The following is a 17,319-nucleotide window of genomic DNA, read 5'->3' on the forward strand; positions in this document are numbered from 1 at the left end:
GACAATTATTGACGGGCTGACGAAGCTACGTTCTTGGTGGCCTCGGCCCTTATAAACTGGCAGGCCGCTGATTCATAGGTTGGATAAGTTACTTGTAATGAGTTTTTTGCCCCCCCCCCCTCGTGGGAAAGGCCCCCTCTGTTAACCCAACAACAAAAGATATGGAGAGAACCATGAAACGCATTTGTTTATTCATGCTGGTCCTGGCCCTTCTGCCAGCCTTGGCGCTGGCCGAGACCATGGTCCCGGGACCCCAGCCCAAACCCCTGCCCAGCCCCCAGGGAATGCGGATGCCGGCACTGCGCGACGCACCCGCTTACACCTTCACAAAACTGCCCACCGCCATAATCACCAACTACTACGACTACATGATCGGCAGCTACAACGAACTGCCCCTGGCAGTGATCCCTGATGTGGCCGGTGGCGGATATTTCATGACCTATCACGGCCGCCGCCAAGCCACCAGCACCCGCCGCGTGTTTTACACCTATCTGGACCCCGCAGGCAACGTGATCAACAACAACGAGATCACCAGCGTCCAGAATCATGAAGGTTTTCCCGCTTTGTCGATCGATCAGGTTTCCGGAAAACCCCTCTATGCCTGGCACGCCAATGCCGACGCGGATGCCCAGAACGAAACCCAGTTCACTTCCGACGCCTTCATCGCCGGCATCTCCGGCCTCTTCAACGACCTTTCCCTGGCCTGCGACGCCCCCGTGATCATTGATCCGCCCAACGCCGATCCCACTTCTGACAATGAATTCATCTGGCCCTGCATGGTGATCGGACCTTCGCCGGTGGCCGGAAAACGCCGCGTCTATGTGGGCATGCGCAACTACATCTCCCACGCCTTGAATGGCAGCCCCAGCGAAAACATGTACATCTCCTACGCCGACTTCAACGGCGACGATATCGAGATGGGAACCGCGTTGAACTGGAGCCACACCACCATCCCGGAACAGGACGCCTGGAACCACGACACCGTGGAATTCCGCCGTCCCACCGGAGTCCTCACCACGGATAACGCCGGCAACCTTTACTGGGCCGGCCACCACGTGGCTTACGACGCCGCCGACAACGACCTCGGCGAAGCCGACATGGACGTGTACGTTTGCCCGAACTACGGCCAGGGTACCTGGACCCGCTACAGCGACTTTGCCAACATCCCCACCATCAATCCCAACCAAGCCCCCGGCGACACCACCGGATATTACACCAATCCCGATGAAGGCGAAATCCCTTACGGAGACAACGGCGAAATGTACTGGGGCCTCTCCAACTCCGGTCACTTCAACGTTGTGGTGGGCCAAGACGGCAAGATCCACGTTCCCGGCATCTGGGCCCTGCAGGCCTACAGCGGATACTACTATCCCGCCCTGCAATTCGTTAAGGAATACGTTTACGACATCAACACCCACGAGTTCGAGATCCGCGACATCTATCCCCAGCAGGATCCCAGCGACACCTTCAACGGCACCTTCACCCCCTGGGACATGGAAGCGCCCTGGGGCGAGGTGGACCAATTTGCCGATGACGGCGCTGGTGGCTTCTTCCCCGCGATGTTCACCGACTGGCCTTTCCCGCACTGGGACCAGGCCGCCCACACCGACTTGATGTTCTTTCACTATAACAACATCAAAGTCTCCGAGCCCAACGATCATGGCATGATGGTTTGCATCTGGCAGGATTCAGACCGTGCCCGGATGTTCAACTACTACTCCGATACCGATTACGCCGCCTTCGCCCAAACCCCCGAGATCTACATCGCCGCGTCCCCCGACAACGGCAACACCTGGAGCGAGCCCATCTCCTTGAACAATGTGGAAACCCCGCAAATGGCCGGCATCAAGCCGATGTACGTCTATCCCGCGGACAAGGTGATCTACACCGGAATGCAGGGCGCGCACGAGGTCGGCAAGATCGGCGTGATGTTCTACAATGATTTCACCTGGGGCTCAAACGTGAACGCGCCCGCCTACCATCCCACCCCGGATGGCGGCGAAGTGATGTTCATGGAGCTCGAGATCGTCTTCCCGCTCGGCTCCGCCTCCGACGATCCGACCGTGCCCTCCGTGGCCAGCCTGCTGCTGCAAAACTACCCCAACCCCTTCAACCCCGAAACCACCATCAGTTTTGACATGCCGGCCTCCGGGCCAGCCCGCCTTGAAATCTACAACGTCAAAGGCCAGCTGGTCAAAACCCTGGCTGACGCCAACCACGATTTCGGCCGCCACGCCTACGTCTGGAACGGCACCGACAACGGTGGGAACAGCGTCTCCAGCGGCATCTACTTCTATCGCCTGGCCACCAACGGCCACAGCGAAAGCCGCAAGATGATGCTGATGAAATAAACTCAACTGACCGGATCTTATCCGGTTGACATATCCCGGGACGGCTATTTTGGCCGTCCCTTTTTCCATGTTTTCCCGCCCGGCCCCAAGTATCAATACGGTATCAATACGGAATCATTACGGATGAAATCCGTATTGATTCCGTATTGATACCGTATTGATATTGGGAGCCAGCTGGGGTTGAAATGGGTTTGCGTGATACGTTTTTTCGCAATAGTGAAGGGATTTCCCTGAGACCAGTTGATCGCGAGCAAAGGCTCCACCCCAGGCTTGAAGGAGAGCGCGAATTACTGCTGGCGTGCCTGGCACGGCCAAATTGGGCCAATACACCCGAGAGGGCAGAAACCAACCGGTGCTCTACAATTGTGGGGGGCCGAGTTTGCTGATGCAATTCAGAGTTTATAGCGCTGAATGGGACTGGTCAAATCGATGCCACAAGGCTCTCGCCTCAAAACTATTTCAATTGGAATTCAATGGGCAGGATAAACAGAGTGTTGACGGGGTTGCCGTTCATCTTGCCGGGCTGGAATCGGGCGGCCTTGACGGCGGCGATCGCCGCTTCATCCAAACCCCCGGGACCGGACTGAACTGATCTCTGAACCTCCACGTTGCCCACCCGGCCGTCTTTGTAAACCTCCACTTCCAGCACCACGGTGCCCTGCACCCCGGCCCGCTTGGCGAAGTCCGGATAGACAGGGTTGATGCCGCCGATGGGAACGGGAACGTCTTCATAGGGCTCGAAGCCCGGAGGCAGTTCGTCATCACTGGCCTGCAGCGAGCTGCTGGTCGTGGCTTGGTAGTTTCCGAAGATCTGCAAGGCCTGGGCCCTTTGTTCCGCAAGCTCGGGAGTGTCTTCGGTGGCCAGCTCTTCGCTGAACACGGGAATCGGAATATCCCCATCCCCTCGGGAATAATATCCGCCCCCGGAGGCATACATCGTTGTGTCGATCCCATCGCCCGCGTATTCGCCTTCCCCGGCATCATCCTCCGGAAAAACGGTTTTGCCCTTGCGTTTGCCTTGCCAGTCGGTCACTCGCGCCCGCACCATGCTGATCGCGCGCGGGCCCAGGTATTTCTGCACCTGGCGGGCGGATTCCAAGGCCCGGGGATGCCCGTTGGAAGCGGCCACCAGGAACCAGAAATAGCTTTCCTCCACTCCGGCACGGGCGGTCCTGTGTTTCAGATAAGTTGCTCCCAGACGGTATTGCGCGTCCAGATGGCCCAACTGAGCCGCCTTGTGATACCAGGTGAGGGCTTGGTCGAGGTCCACCTTCGTTTTCAGCCCCAGTTCATGGCTCTTGCCAAGCTGGAACTGCGCTTTGGGGTCATTCGCCCTGGCCAGCTTCTCCAGCTTGGCCAGGGAAAGCAGGGCATAGTTTCCGGGTTTTTTGGCACAGGAAGCCAGCAGGCCGCCCAGAACCACTCCCAGCAAGACGAGAACGATAACTGAATTTTTCATGCTCGCACCTCTGCAGGCTTGAATAAACGTGATTTATTTTTTTGTCAAGTTTTATTTGCGCAACATCAGCCAAACGAAGAAGGGGCAACCCACAGCAGCGGTGATTACACCCACGGGCAGTTCAATGGCGGCGATGTTTTTGGCGATGAGGTCACCCAGCAGCAGGAAGATGCCTCCGGCGGCGAGAGACCAGAGATAGACCCTTTTTTGCCCGGAAGGCACGAAAAAACGCACCACGTGGGGGATGATGAGGCCCACGAAACCGATGATGCCGGCGTAGGAGACAGTGATTCCGATAAGCAGCGAGGTGAGGAAGAAGATCTCTTTGCGCACGCGGGAAACGTTGATGCCCACGCTGCCGGCGTAAACGTCGCCCCCGCTCATGATGTCCAGGGCCGGGGCACGAAACCAGAGCCAGGCCAGGATGAGCAGCGAAAATCCCATCAGCACCAGGAAAAAGCTCCACTCACCCCGGGTGAAGATGTGGCCGAGATTGCCCATCAGGGTACCCAGGATGATCATGGTGTCCTGCTGGAAAAGGTACATCACCAGCGAGATCCCGGCCGCGAAAAACATGCCGGCGATCACCCCGGCGATCAGCAGCCGGCTGCGGTCGAAGCTGCCTTTTTTCTGGGCCAGGCGCCAAACCAGCAGCAGCGTGGCCACCGCGCCGATGAAACCGCCCAAGGGCATCAACAGAGTGAGTCCCAGCACGCCAAAGAGGATGGCGCCGAAAGCCGAGCCGGAGGAAATTCCCAAGATGTAAGGCTCTGCCAGAGGATTGGCCAGCATCAGTTGATACACCGAGCCTATCCCGGCCAGGGCCATGCCGGTGAACACAGTGAGGATCAGCCGCGGCAAGCGCAGTTCGGTTACTATGTTCGCGTCCGGGCCGCCGCCAAAAAGATAGAAGGCCACGATCAGAACTCCGGCCACCCCCAGCAGAAGCGCGAACACCCGGCCCCGCGTCATCTATTCCCCTCCCGGATAGATCAGCCGGTGCAGGTTCCGCAGTCCTTCCAGGGTGCGCGGGGTGGCCTGTTGGATGAGGTCGGGATCGAGATCGGATTCGAAATAGACGCGCCGGTCGCGGAGGGCGGGGATGTCCTGCCAGCCTTTGCGGGCCAGGATGGAGTCCAGGCTGTCGCGGGAATAGCAGATGATGATGTCTGGCCGGGCCTGGACCACCGCTTCGGGGCTAACGCGGGCGTAGTCGCGCTCGAGTTCGCTGAAAATGTTGTCACCGCCTGCGGTTTCGATCACTTCACCCACAAAGGAGGCGTCGGAAACGCTCATCAGGGGGTCGCGGTAAATCTCCAGATAAACTTTGGGACGGTCCAGTCCCGCTGTCTGGGCTCGCAGGGCCGCGATGCCACTGCTCAGGCTGTCGGCCATCGCTTTGGCCTCCGCGGGTTTGCCGATCAGGTTTCCTATCTCGAGCACCACGCGGGGCAGGTCGTCCAGCTTTTGGGGATAGATCTGTGTCACGCTGAGGCCCATTTTGGCCAGATCAGTGGCGAGGGCTTCCTGCTCCAGGGCGGAGCTGAACACCAGATCCGGTTTCAGGGCCAGGATGGCTTCCTTGCTTACGGCTCCGAAATTGCCCACTTTTTCGATCCCGGCAAGTTCCGGCGGATAGTCGCATTCCTGGGTGACACCCACCATCAGGCCGGCACCGCCCAACGCGGCGACGATCTCCGCCACCTCCGGAGAGAGGACCACGATCCGCTTCCGCCCTTGCGCCTCTTCCCCACTGCCACAAGCGCCGGTGATCAGGATAAGCAGCAGCAACAGGGTCCCGATCAAGCCAGCGGCAGGTCTCATCAATTCAAGATGTCCACACGGATCTTTGAGGGATCGTTCAGCCAGGCAACCTCTTCCCTGATCTCCGTGATGTCTTTGCTGTAGAGGCGGATGCAGCCATGGGAAACGAATTTGCCGATGGAGGAGGGGCTGCTGGTACCGTGGATGCCGATCCCGGTCCAACTTTTTCCGGAGAAGGTGCCGGAGCGGGTGTTCACGGCAAAAAACCAGGGCCCATAGACGCCAGGCCCGCTTTTTCGGCCAGTTTCCGGAGAAGTGTAGCGCCATTTGCTGGAAGCGCTGATGGAATCTATCTTGAAGTGTCCTTCCGGCGTGGCCAGGTCGCCGATCCTGGATTTGTCCTTGTTGTTTTTGCCCGTGGCCACGGGGTAGGTTTTGAGCAGCACGCCGTCCTTGTATAGATGAAGCTTGTGGTCGGTTTTCTTGATGATAATGTAGTAACCATCGGTGATGTGGCGCGGCTTGCGGTTTTTCCAAGCCTCCAGGCTGTCAGTATTGGCCGGAAGCACGCTGAGAGCGCCATCCTCAGTTACCAAACCGTTTTGCGCCTGAACCGTAGTGGCTTTCTCCGCCTTGCCGGTGGAATTTGCCGGCTGGCCCCACGCGACTGCCGAAAACAGTAACAAAAGCAGCATGGTCGCCATGATCTTGCAGCTGGTCAGTCGATTCAATGTAACCTCTCATGATCGAAATTATTCACAGGCCCCACCACCCCATCCTGATGGGGTCAGTCACCACCACCAAGGATATTTGTCAACTGCTTTTTATACGCTGCCCACAGCGATATACTGCATGATTATTGCCGGGGAGGGCGCGGCGGCATCCCAGCGCCGCGGGAGGATTTTTCGGTTGACGTAATCGGGAGAAACAAATTTACAGGAAACACCTTCAGAAATGAGTACATACCTAGGTTAGATATCTTTCAGGAGATCAGATGAAACGACTATTTTTGCTGGCCCTGCTGCTCGCGGCAGCGGTTCTGGGCGCCAAGGATCCCGATCCCAAGGCTGTTGTCGGCAAGATCGACGACAAAACCTTCAGCTATGCGGAATACAACAAGATCCTGGACAACTATTACAAGTACCACCAGACCCAGAAAGGCAGCGCCCTCACCAAAGAAGAGAAGGCCGACCTCAACAATCGCTGCTGGGAAGAATTGGTGGGACGCCACATCTACGACAAGGCCATCAAGGCCGGCAAGGTCAAGATCACCCAGCAGGAGCTGCTGCGCGAAGCGAAGAAGAACCCGCCGGCGGCTGTGAAACAGATCCCGGACCTGAAGACCAAGGGCAGGTTCGATAAAAAGAAGTATGAAAAAGCGCTCACCGAATCCAAGGAGTTTCGCGACGCTGTGCTGGATGAGGTGAAGAACCTTTACCAGTACAGCAAACTGCTGGATACGATCCGCTCCGAGGCCGCGGTGGTGGAAGACAGCGTGAAAGTGCAGTGGGAGAGGGACAGCGAGGTGGTGGACGCCAAGATCATCTTTTTCGATGCCAACCGCCAACCCAACGTGGTGGCCACCGAAGACGAGGCCCGCGATTACTTTGAGGCCCGCAAAGAAGAATTCCGCAAGGACGACTGCCGCCGCTACCGCTATGTGAAATTCGCCAAAGCCCCGTCAGCAGAGGATTCTCTGGCGGTTTACGAACGGGCGCTGCAGATCTACCGGGAGCTTGAATCCGGAGCGGATTTCGCCGCTTTGGCCAGCGAGTTTTCCCAGGACCCCGGGTCCGCCGCCAAGGGCGGAGACCTTGGCTGGTTCGGGCGGGGCCGGATGGTGAAGGTATTTGAAGACACGGCCTTCAACACTCCGGTGGGCGAAGTATCCCCGCCGGTGCTCTCCCAATTTGGCTGGCACATCATCCAAACCCAGGACAGACGGAGCACTGAGGGCAACGAGGAAGTTCTGGCCCGGCACATCCTGATCAGGCTTGAAGCTGGCCAGGCCACACAGCAGAAGATGAAGGCGAAAAGTTCGCAAGTCTATGAACTGGCCAAACAAAACGGACTGGCCAGCGCGGCCGCGGAACTGGGTCTGCCAGTGGAGGAAACCGCGGTGTTCCAAGCCAAGGACTCAGCTGTTCCCGGCATCGGCAGAGACGCGGGCCTGATCAGTTTTGCCTTCGCCAATCCCGAAGGCGCTTTGGCCGACATGTTCACGTCGCCCTCCGGAGACATTTTCGTCTGCGAGATCTCTGGGGTTTATCCTGTCTGGTATCCCACTTTCGAAGACGAACGCGCCCGGGTGATGAGCAGTGCCTCCAGCTCCAAGCGCGGCTACACCATGAACGCCAGGGTGCAGAGTTTCGTGAACAGCCTCAAACCCAATCAGTACCTGAGCCAGGCGGAACGCGACAGCATCCTGGTGGTGGAGATCACCGGCCATAAAAAAGGCGACAACATCAGCTCCATCGGCAAGGTTCCGGCCGTGGAGGAAGCCCTGTTCAACACCCCGGAAGGCTCTTTCGCGCCTCTGATCAGCGAAGCGATGCGCTGGTTTTTGGTGAAGGTGGAAAGGCATCAGGTGCCCGACCCCGCGGAATGGGAACAGAACAAAAAGAAATTGCTGGCCGAAGCCAGGGACAAGGCCCGGCAGGAACACCTGAACGAATGGTACCGCGCGGAGCGCCAGAAGGTGACCATCACCGACAACCGGCGCGACTTTTATGACCTCAGCTCCACCGGCCAGGTGATCAAGCTTTAAAAGCCAAACCCGCGCCGCTACTGCCCCAGTGGCCGGGCCATAAACGATCCATTCGGGACCAAACAGCCGACATTGGCTTTTGGTCCCCTGTCCTGGGGTTGGAAATCCTGCGGGAAAATGGGCGCGGGAAGGGGTGCAGGGTGAACCTAGTCAGCCGAAATGGCTGTGAGGGGTTTCCGGATGGAAATGGATCATCACCCGGCGCAGTCCGCCTTCATAGCGGGCCAGCAGTTTTTCCTCGACCCGGTGGGCAATGTTGTTGCCCTCTTCCACGCTGATGCCGCCATCCACACAGATGGTCATCTCGATGGTATAGACAGTGCCGAACCGGTGCACGCCCAAGTCTTCGATGCAGCGCACTCCCTCCACGGACAGCGCTATCTGCCGCACGGTTTCGCCAAATTCCTTGTCTGGAACGGCGTCCATCAATTCAGCGGAGGATTCCATGAGAATACTCACCCCGGTTTTGAAAATGAACAGGGCCACGATGGCGCCGGCCGCGGGATCCATCCAGGGCAAACCCAGCCGGGCGGCAAGCACCCCCGCGATCACGGCCCCGGATGCCATGATGTCGTTCAGATGGTCGTTGGCCAGGGCCTTGAGGGTGGGGTTGCCGGTTTGTCGATGGTTTTTGCGGGTGAGGGCAAGCAGATGGACCTTCAGCAAAAGAGTGGCCGCGGCGATCACCAGCACCCACAGCGAGGTTTGCTCGCTGGAAGCGGTGGTGGCCATGGCGTAAACCTTGTTGATGGATTCCCAGAAGATGGCTATGCCTGTGGTGATGATAAAAGCGCCCACCACGATGGCGGAAATGCTTTCCAACTGGCGGTGCCCGTAGGGATGTTCCGGATCGGCGGGTTTGTTGGCCTGGCGCATGAAGATCTTCACCGCCACATAATAGACCACGTCCGAACTGGAGTTGATGCCATCGGCCAGCAGGGCCTGTGAATGGCCGAAAATGCCGATCAGGGATTTGAGCAAAGCCAGGATGACGTTGCTGAAGAGGCCAAAATTGACTGTGCGGCTGGTGATCGTGTCCCTGTCGCTCATGCTTTCAACTCCCGGATATCTGGAAGGTCAAGATGTGGCAGAGCCTGCCTGAGGCTGGAGCGAAAGTCCGCAGCATCCACAGCCTGGCTGCCCACGGCCGCTGCATTCAGAGCCCAGGCCCGGATCCGGAATGGGATCAGCACCCGCGGCTGTAGTTCAGTCACCAGGCGTTCCAGGCGGACCAAACCCAGTTTAAGGCACTCGGGATGGCGAAAAATGACTCTTGCCCGGGACGCGGCCAGCAGCTCGCGCAGGGCCGGATAGACGGCGTCTGTGAACGCCCCGGGAATGTATAGTGCCTCCAACCCTTGCTCCAAAAGCTTTTTCAGGGTTTTTTCGCTGCCCAGCAGGGAATGCAGGCCAGTTTCTATCCAGCCTCCGTCCTTGCGCAGCAGGATCTGCCCGGAACCTAGTAACTCCGCAAACTCCAGCGGACTGATCTTCTCTTCCGGCAACGCGTTAAGCAGTTCCAGGCGCTTGATTTCAGCGATGATGGAAGAAACACTGCCGTAACTGGCCCCGATCAGCACCACCACGGCATTCACGGCTTCCGATTGGGCGATCGATTTGCGGTCCAGTGAACCGTCGATCAGCACTTTTTCCGCGCCCTGGTCCCGCATGGCCTGCAGCACGGTGATCTGTTCGGAAACAGAGCCCGGGCCAGTGATCTCCGTTTGCAGGGGCACCAGGCTGCGTGCCAGCCACAGCGGGCGGGTGGCGGATCCGGCCGGGAACTTTTCCAGCACCTGCACCCCGCTGCCCAGTTTATCCAGGCCGGCGGTGTCACAGCAGAAAATGGTGCCCGCATCCAGCTTGACCGCTGGTTTGGGCACGCGGAAAACGCTGTCGCGTTCCTCGCCGTCGATCCCGGTGCTGAGAACTCCCCAAACCCCCTTCCGGCGCAGGGACAGCAGGTGGTTGAGCAGGGTGGTCTTGCCGGCGTTTTTGCAGATGCCGACGATGGCCACAGCGCGCAGATCCGCGGCCTGGATCCATTCGAAAGAACCGGGCTGCGCTCCGTGTTTCATCTCTGAGGGCTGCTTATCTTACCCGGCGTTGGTTGCGGCGCGTGTCGGCCGGCCCCATGGAAACTTTTTTGCCCCGCAGCAAGGCCATCACGCCTTCAGTGGAACGGCGTTCGGGGGCGCAGCGGGCTTTGTATTTCTTATCATCCAGAGCTGTGTATTCCGGCTCGGTGTAGGCGGTGATGAAGCCCTCGTAATTGCGCAGGATCACGCGTCCCGGCATCTGGGAAATGATGTAGTTCGGCATCACCGGGATCTTGCCGCCGCCGCCCGGAGCGTCCACAACGTAGGTGGGAACGCAGAGCCCGGAGGTGTGGCCGCGCAGGGATTCGATGATCTCGATGCCCCTGGAAACGGGGGTGCGGAAATGAGAGATGCCTTCTGAAAGGTCGCACTGATAGATGTAGTAAGGCCGCACGCGGTTGCGCACCAGCGCGTGCACCAGGGCTTTCATCACGTCCACGTGGTCGTTGATGCCTTTCAGCAACACGGATTGATTGCCCAGCACCACACCCGCCTCGGCGAGTTTGGCCAAAGCGGCCGCGGCTTCTTTGGTGAGTTCGTTCGGATGGTTGAAATGGGTGTTCAGCCAGACGAACTTGTATTTTTTGAGAACTGCGATCAGTTCATCGGTGATGCGTTGCGGCATCACCACCGGCGTTCTGGTGCCGATGCGGACTATGTCCACGTGGTCGATCCCGGCCAAACGGGCCAAAACCTCATCGATGCGGGCATCGCTCATGGTGAGGGGATCGCCCCCGGAGAGGATCACATCGCGCACTTCCTTGTGCTGTTCAATATACTTGATGGCCTTGTCCACATTTTCCCTGGGCATGGGGGCGTCGTATTCCCCGGCCTTGCGGCGGCGGGTGCAGTGGCGGCAGTACATGGAGCACTGGTCCGTGAGCAGCAGCAACACGCGGTCCGGATAGCGGTGGGTCATGCCAGGCACGGGCGCGTCGGCATCCTCGTGCAGGGGGTCGGCCATGTCGGAAGGGTCTTCAACGCTTTCCGCGATGCGGGGTATGGCCTGCAGGCGCACCGGATCGTGGGGGTTCTTGGGATCGATCAGGCTAAGGTAGTAAGGTGTGATCGCCATGCGGAAGGAAAAACTTTTTGAGCGGGCGACGGCCTCTTCCTCCGGCTGAAGTTCAATGTATTTCTTCAGGGTTTTGAAATCGGTGATGCGGTTGCGGATCTGCCAGTGCCAGTCGTTCCATTCTTTGGCGGTGGCGATCGAACGGATCTTGGTGATGCTAGCCATTTTTTTTACCTCACTGATCGGTGTATCTTGACTGGAAAATCTTCATCAGCACAGGGTTGCGGCGCAGCAGATCGATGGAGATGGCGGCATGGTGCCGCGCGTAACCGTTACCCAGGATCATGTCCACGTCCGCTCCGATCCCTTCCGCTCCCAGCGCCGCTTTGGTGAAAGAGGTGGCCATGGAAAAGAAGTAGACCAGGCCGCGGTCCTTGCAGGCCATGATGGAAGGGAGTTCCGTGTCTTCTATGTTCACCACGTTGATCACCACATCGGCCATCTGGCCGCGGGTGTGGCGCGCCACTTCCTGCTGGATGGTGAGGGCGTCGGTGGCGTCGGCGATGATCACCTCGTTGCAGCCGGTCTGCTTGCAGGTTTCGATGTAGGAGGGATTGCGCACGATGCCGATCACCTTGCCGGAAACGCCCACCCGTTCGCGGGCGATGGCGTTGCAGAGCACGCCGCTTTTGCCGTTGGCACCCAGGATCACCACCGTGTCGCCAGGTTTGGCCAGGCGCTCCACCTGGGCCGGTGCCCCGGCCACATCCAGAACTGACAGGGCCAGGTTCTCATCCATGTCGTCCGGCAGTTTGGCATAGATGCCGCTGCTGAAGAGGATCGCCTGGCCTTCGATCTCCACCTGGTCCTTGTCCAGCAGCACGCGCTTTACCTTGTTGATCTTCAGCGGCGTGAGGGAAAGTGAGACCAGGCTGGCGATGGTGTCGCCCACGGCGATCTCGTCTTCCATCTCAAACTTGGGGCCGATCTGCGCCACGCGGCCGATCAGCATGCCGCCGGAGCCGGTGTCCTCGTTCTTGTGCTTGCCGGTGCGGTTCACCAGGTCGATGGCGTGGTCCGCGAAAGCCTGGTCCAGGTCCTTGTGGCCCTGGGCGATCAGTTTGCTCTTGATCTGGTGGAAAGAGGCGGAATCCACGTTGAGGCGGATCACGTCGATGAGCAGTTCGTTGTCCCAGATCTCGCTCATGTCGTTGTTCAAAACTCTGGCAGGTTGGGGCAGTACGCCCTGGGGCTCGATCACCCGGTGGGTTCCAAAACGGCAGCCGCCGATTTTCATGTTCAACTCCCTAAGATACTGTGATCTATCATGTTAATTATTATCAATCAGAAAGGTCAGTTTTTCTGGCTGTCAGCTTTTGTCAAGGACAAACAGCCCTTGGGAGGAGTGAGGCAAAGGCAGGTTATTCGGAGTCCCGGGCTATTCTGCCAACTCGCTGGGAGGCAGGGTGAAGAGTTCAGGCCGGGAGAAATCGTAATACAACACGCGCAGATTCCCCTGCGGCGAGTAGGAATAGGTGGCCACCAGGTTTTCGTCGAAGATCCAGCTTACCGTCTCCCTGGCTTTGTCCACCAGCACGCTTTCGCCGTGCATTTTGTGCAGCTGGTCGAGCACAAACTCATCCTGTTCCGGAGTGTTTTCCCCGTTGTAAACAACACTCCAGCCATGCAGAACCTCGGAGTCGGGATCCACGTAAAGCACCACGAAATCGATCAGAGGGTTGTAGTCCGAAGCGTAAACCACCCAGCTGCCGATCACTTCCCGGGCGATGAAACCCTGCTGCACCATCAGCGAATCCGCCAGGTTCAGGTTATCGCCATAGGCAACGCCAAAAAGCCCCGCCTGGGCGAACAGGCCGGCCGCAGCCAGGGCCAGGATCATCATTATGTATAGTTTTTTCATTATGCACCTTGTTCCGTGCATTGATTTCTACCAGAGCCCTGGAGTCAACAAAAATCCTGCCCGGCCATCCGGAAACGGCGTTCCCCCTTGAAACCGGGATCAACCCAAAGCCCTTCACTCAAGCCATGAGTTCGCCTCCCGCACAATGCCCGCCTGAGATGCGGCGATCATCCGGGAGGCTGCCAGGGAGAGGATCTCTGAGCCTTCAGCAGGGAAGAAGGCGCATGTTGATATCGAGTGGGTGCGACTGGATTCCAGCCTGCGCTGGAATGACGGAGACGGTACTCGGGTTTTCCAGCCTTGCATGAACTTGAACCAAAAAAGCGCCGGGTTGCAGGCCCGGCGCGCACATGGGAGTACTGCCCTTTATTCTTGATTGAAGGGATCGGCTTTAATGATGGCTTCTTTCGCGTGGGCGGGGAAGCAGAACTTTTCCACCACCTTGTAATACATCATCGGGCTAGGGATGGGGCTGATAGAGTAGGTGCCGGCATTCAGGTTGGACGCCACCAGGTTCGCGAAGCTGCCATAGGGGTTGGAATCGCTGTAGATGTCGTAACTATAACGAGTGTCGGGATTCTGGGTCCATGACAGGATCAGCTGAGGTACGGTAAGATCCAGCTGGATGGTCACGGTGGGCTGGACCGGAGGCGGGACACTATTCACCGCAAGGGTGCAGTTTCCAGAATTTGCACTAAAACCTCCAATCACGATGTAGCAGGTTCCCGCAGGCACGTAGTTGCAACCGCTGTCCACGTATGACACCTGAGTCGTTCCGTCATCGTCGATCAGCAGCACATCGGCAGGATTGGTGCCGGGTGCGGTAACCAGGGCCAGGGCTGTGTCGTATGAAGAACCAGCCAGGTCGATGCTCAGCAGGGTGGGCTGGCTCAGGGTGAGCTGATACACCACATCTTTGGAGCTGCCCAGGGTTGAAGTCCCGCTGTAGTATCCGGTGATGGGATTGAGCAGATTCACCAATCCGCTGGCATCACCATAGGGGCCATGATCGTGATTGTAATGGATTGTGGTGAAGGAGTCCGTGTATGGCAGGGAATTGATCACGATGGGATTGCTTGCGGTATCGCCCAGCAGATAGGTGGTGCCGATCAGATAGCTGAATCCGGCACCCGTTGCGACTGAGGTCACATCAAGCGCTTCGTAATCCACGGCCTGATGCACAAATCCGGCTGGATCTGTGACCCTCATTATGAATTGATAGGTGGTCCAGGGAGGTATGTTTATGGGGGTTTGCAACAAACTTACCCCATCCATCTCATATAGAGTGTAGTTCAAAACCCCGATCCCTTGAATGCCGGCATTGTAAGCATCCGGCATGGCGCCTTTGTTTTGCACTGTCACAATGTAATCCAGGGTGCTTCCCGCCAATAAATATCCAGAAAGGGGCACACTTACGGTATAATCATACAGGGGGCTTTCCTGCACCTTCACGTTGTCGATCAGCCAGCCGTAGCGCTGAATTGAGCTGTCCGATTTCAGGCGGAAGCGCAGCATCAGGTTTGGCTGTCCCAGATAAGCTCGCAGGTCAAAGACCTCTGTTTTCCACCAGGTGTTGTCTGGAACAATATTGGTGGTTCCCCATTCCGGATAGGAGGACTCCATGAAGCAGGGACCTTCCGGATTGTTATTGATGGGGTGTACGTAAGCTCCTCCGCCAAGATACTCATGCGGCATGAAGATCATCCAAGTAATTCCGCCGTCGTTGGAGACCTCCACGTAGCAGTGGTCCCAATTGTTTTCCGTTTTGGCAATGTGGTCGAAGTACAGCAAGGGGAAATTTGCCGTGGTCAGGTCAAAGGTGTAAGTGGTGACCAGCATATTCGCATTGCTGGCCTGATAAGCATTCCAGGCGGATTGCACACCTTCGGAGAACAGCGTGGTATCCAGCGCCCAGGGGGTGTTGCTGGCGGGGTCGCTGACCATGTTCACGAAACCTGCCTCGAAATTCTCGAACCAGGGATAGGGCAAGGTAGGAGTGCCCTGGGTGGTGAAGTTGCCAGGGCCGGCCCAGGCGCTGTAAACATTCACGGAAGGATAGAATGAGCGCACATACCAGTCGTAGGTTGTGCCCTGCGCCAAACCCTGCAAATTGAAAGGATTGCTGGGCATCATGGGAAGATATATCCCCGTACCGAGAGTAAATCCAGGAGGCCCGTACTCAATATCCCAGATAAAGGCGGAGCCAGCCTCCGTCCATTGCAGCCAAGCATCGGTGAAATTGACCGTTGGTTCGAACAGGCCTGTGGGCGGAGGTGGAGAAAGTGTCGTCACCGGAGGCGCGTAGGCCGGGTTTGAGTTTCCCGCACCGTTGAAGGCGGTTACCCTGTAATCGTAGGTTTGCAAGGGCATCAGGCCGAAATCGACGTAGACGGTGGCATCGGTGGGAACAGTATTTCTGTAGTACCAAGTGAGGTCGGGCATCAATCGGGCCTCGATCAGAAAACCTGTTTCATTGCTGGAGTTGTCTGTCCAGTTCAATTGGACAGTATCATAGGCCATCGCGGTGGCAAAGGCGTTGGAAGGATGCGCCGGTACGGCCTGCGATGCAGTATAGTTTTGGTTGGTCTGGCTGGCGGTGATCAAGGAATAGTTCCTGTTGGATGGTGTGAAGGAATAGCCTGCCAGGGAAGGTGTGGCCGTTCCTGTATAGTTGTTGGAAACGGCTTTGCTGTATTGTCCGGAGGAGTTGGTGACCACCGAAGCGCGGGTGTTGCTGAAATCGACAGTAACCCCTGAAATGGGGCTGCCCCAGCTGTCGGTTACCTGGCCTGAGATGTTCAGACCGGGAGAGAGGTTGAAGTAAGCCCACTGTCCGTAGCTGTAGTCGAAACCGGGATAGGGAATGATGTTGTTTAGCGTGAAATATCCATTGTATGAACCGCCCCAACCGAAGTTGAAATGGAAATCCGACTGGGTAGTGCGGTAACCGTCCATCACAAAACAGTGGCCGAACTGCAGGGTCGTGTCATAGCCGTTGTAGATCACCGGTTTGCCATTGTCCAGATCCGCGCGCATCATGCTGGTCCAGGTGGTGGGGTAATTGCTGCGGTAATCCCAGTGGGCGGCGGGATCGTAGCCGAAAAAAGTCTCCATGGCATCGTTGGTGAACACCAATGCTCCGGAGGCGGTCGGGCCATAGTTCATCTCCACCCCCACCCCGCAGTGGTGGAGTAAAGTGGCTATATGTGTATTCAAGCTGCTGATGGAATTTGGCATACTGGACCAATTGTAGGAAGTGGAGGCAAAATTGGCGGAAAGAGCCCCGTAGGTGGGGTGGGTGTATGTGTGTGAGATGGAGCCGGCGCTGGGATGGTTCCAGTATTTCATCACCTGCCCCATTGCCGTGGCTGTGCAGCCGGCGTAGGCATGGAGTCCTGGGCCCCCGGCATCGTAGGGGCAGGAATTGTTATAGGGCCAGTCCTGATTCCAGGTGGTTTGCAGCAGCGGAGCCACGTCCCGAGTGGAATCCCAGCGGCTGAAGAGTCCGGCGCGGATTTCGTTCCACGCAGTCAGAGTCTCATTGTTGGAGTGTTTATCCCTGATGGCGGTCTCCAACTGCCGTTCATAGATACTCATCCAATACACGACGGCGGGACAGGTGATGGGGTATTCAAAATCGCCGCTGTCGCTGTAACCGAGGATGGGCAGGGAGGCATCGTCAGCGGCCACCAAAACCCAACCGCCGCCGGTTAGGGACAGGATGTAATAGAGGGCCAGCCCCTCCTTTTCGACAAGCTGGATCTGTTCAACTTCTTTGGCCGCCTGCTCCGGAAAAGCGTGGCTCAACCATATATATCCAACTTCCAACACCACCTCCTCAGTAACCGGCGCGCCGGCCAAGGAGGCAAAACAGAGGAAAACCAAGATCGATGCCAGCATTATTTTTTTCATGGCGATCTCCTTTTAATATTGCGGTTTGTTC

12 protein-coding genes are annotated in these 17,319 nt (G+C 57.7%); 2 read left to right on the top strand and 10 right to left on the bottom strand.

Annotated features, from left to right (window positions below):
* The first annotated feature begins 173 nt into the window (after positions 1 to 173).
* Positions 174 to 2,351: a T9SS type A sorting domain-containing protein gene (locus LHW45_01645; GenBank protein MCB5284281.1), complete on the top strand. Its 2,178-nt coding sequence runs from the start codon at positions 174 to 176 to the stop codon at positions 2,349 to 2,351.
* A 454-nt stretch (positions 2,352 to 2,805) separates the two neighbouring features.
* Here the strand turns inward: LHW45_01645 and LHW45_01650 are convergent, their stop codons facing one another.
* From LHW45_01650 to LHW45_01665, 4 genes are read right to left on the bottom strand one after another with little or no spacing between them, the layout of a single operon-like run.
* The gene (locus LHW45_01650) at positions 2,806 to 3,810 is read right to left on the bottom strand and encodes a TonB family protein (GenBank protein MCB5284282.1); all 1,005 of its coding nucleotides are present in this window, start codon (positions 3,808 to 3,810) and stop codon (positions 2,806 to 2,808) included.
* Between the two features lie 51 nt (positions 3,811 to 3,861).
* Entirely contained in the window at positions 3,862 to 4,782 is a 921-nt protein-coding gene (locus tag LHW45_01655; protein ID MCB5284283.1) for an iron ABC transporter permease, read from the bottom strand.
* On the bottom strand, positions 4,783 to 5,634 hold the full coding sequence (locus LHW45_01660; GenBank protein ID MCB5284284.1) for a helical backbone metal receptor: 852 nt from the start codon (positions 5,632 to 5,634) through the stop codon (positions 4,783 to 4,785).
* Complete coding sequence (locus tag LHW45_01665) at positions 5,634 to 6,305, bottom strand: L,D-transpeptidase (protein ID MCB5284285.1); 672 nt, start codon at positions 6,303 to 6,305, stop codon at positions 5,634 to 5,636. Before LHW45_01665 ends, LHW45_01660 begins: the two co-directional genes overlap by 1 nt.
* A gap of 263 nt (positions 6,306 to 6,568) precedes the next feature.
* On the opposite strand from LHW45_01665, the gene LHW45_01670 reads away from it, so the two are divergent.
* Entirely contained in the window at positions 6,569 to 8,341 is a 1,773-nt protein-coding gene (locus LHW45_01670; protein ID MCB5284286.1) for a peptidylprolyl isomerase, read from the top strand.
* A 150-nt stretch (positions 8,342 to 8,491) separates the two neighbouring features.
* Here the strand turns inward: LHW45_01670 and LHW45_01675 are convergent, their stop codons facing one another.
* The 6 genes from LHW45_01675 to LHW45_01700 all read right to left on the bottom strand — a co-directional run bounded on the left by LHW45_01675 (position 8,492) and on the right by LHW45_01700 (position 17,288).
* Positions 8,492 to 9,391 carry a cation diffusion facilitator family transporter gene (locus tag LHW45_01675; GenBank protein ID MCB5284287.1) on the bottom strand — a complete coding sequence of 300 codons (900 nt, stop codon included), beginning with the start codon at positions 9,389 to 9,391 and terminating at the stop codon, positions 8,492 to 8,494.
* Positions 9,388 to 10,419 (bottom strand): CobW-like GTP-binding protein, encoded by a 1,032-nt coding sequence (locus LHW45_01680; GenBank protein ID MCB5284288.1) that lies wholly within the window; start codon positions 10,417 to 10,419, stop codon positions 9,388 to 9,390. The genes LHW45_01675 and LHW45_01680 overlap by 4 nt, the downstream gene beginning before the upstream one ends.
* Positions 10,420 to 10,432: 13 nt before the next feature.
* Positions 10,433 to 11,680, bottom strand: a complete 1,248-nt coding sequence (ablA, locus tag LHW45_01685) for a lysine 2,3-aminomutase (protein ID MCB5284289.1) — start codon at positions 11,678 to 11,680, stop codon at positions 10,433 to 10,435.
* A 10-nt stretch (positions 11,681 to 11,690) separates the two neighbouring features.
* Complete coding sequence (locus tag LHW45_01690) at positions 11,691 to 12,752, bottom strand: zinc-binding dehydrogenase (protein MCB5284290.1); 1,062 nt, start codon at positions 12,750 to 12,752, stop codon at positions 11,691 to 11,693.
* A 141-nt stretch (positions 12,753 to 12,893) separates the two neighbouring features.
* Positions 12,894 to 13,376, bottom strand: a complete 483-nt coding sequence (locus LHW45_01695) for a hypothetical protein (protein ID MCB5284291.1) — start codon at positions 13,374 to 13,376, stop codon at positions 12,894 to 12,896.
* 366 nt (positions 13,377 to 13,742) lie between these two features.
* Positions 13,743 to 17,288, bottom strand: a complete 3,546-nt coding sequence (locus LHW45_01700; GenBank protein ID MCB5284292.1) for a C10 family peptidase — start codon at positions 17,286 to 17,288, stop codon at positions 13,743 to 13,745.
* Between the last annotated feature and the right edge of the window lie 31 nt (positions 17,289 to 17,319).

Source organism: Candidatus Cloacimonadota bacterium, assembly GCA_020532085.1.
Taxonomy (GTDB): domain Bacteria; phylum Cloacimonadota; class Cloacimonadia; order Cloacimonadales; family Cloacimonadaceae; genus Syntrophosphaera.

Coding starts and splice junctions, on each gene's coding strand:
- LHW45_01645 (MCB5284281.1), top strand. CDS start 174: ATGAAACGCATTTGTTTATTCATGCTGGTCCTGGCCCTTCTGCCAGCC.
- LHW45_01650 (MCB5284282.1), bottom strand. CDS start 3,810: ATGAAAAATTCAGTTATCGTTCTCGTCTTGCTGGGAGTGGTTCTGGGC.
- LHW45_01655 (MCB5284283.1), bottom strand. CDS start 4,782: ATGACGCGGGGCCGGGTGTTCGCGCTTCTGCTGGGGGTGGCCGGAGTT.
- LHW45_01660 (MCB5284284.1), bottom strand. CDS start 5,634: ATGAGACCTGCCGCTGGCTTGATCGGGACCCTGTTGCTGCTGCTTATC.
- LHW45_01670 (MCB5284286.1), top strand. CDS start 6,569: ATGAAACGACTATTTTTGCTGGCCCTGCTGCTCGCGGCAGCGGTTCTG.
- LHW45_01675 (MCB5284287.1), bottom strand. CDS start 9,391: ATGAGCGACAGGGACACGATCACCAGCCGCACAGTCAATTTTGGCCTC.
- LHW45_01680 (MCB5284288.1), bottom strand. CDS start 10,419: ATGAAACACGGAGCGCAGCCCGGTTCTTTCGAATGGATCCAGGCCGCG.
- ablA (MCB5284289.1), bottom strand. CDS start 11,680: ATGGCTAGCATCACCAAGATCCGTTCGATCGCCACCGCCAAAGAATGG.
- LHW45_01690 (MCB5284290.1), bottom strand. CDS start 12,752: ATGAAAATCGGCGGCTGCCGTTTTGGAACCCACCGGGTGATCGAGCCC.
- LHW45_01695 (MCB5284291.1), bottom strand. CDS start 13,376: ATGAAAAAACTATACATAATGATGATCCTGGCCCTGGCTGCGGCCGGC.
- LHW45_01700 (MCB5284292.1), bottom strand. CDS start 17,288: ATGAAAAAAATAATGCTGGCATCGATCTTGGTTTTCCTCTGTTTTGCC.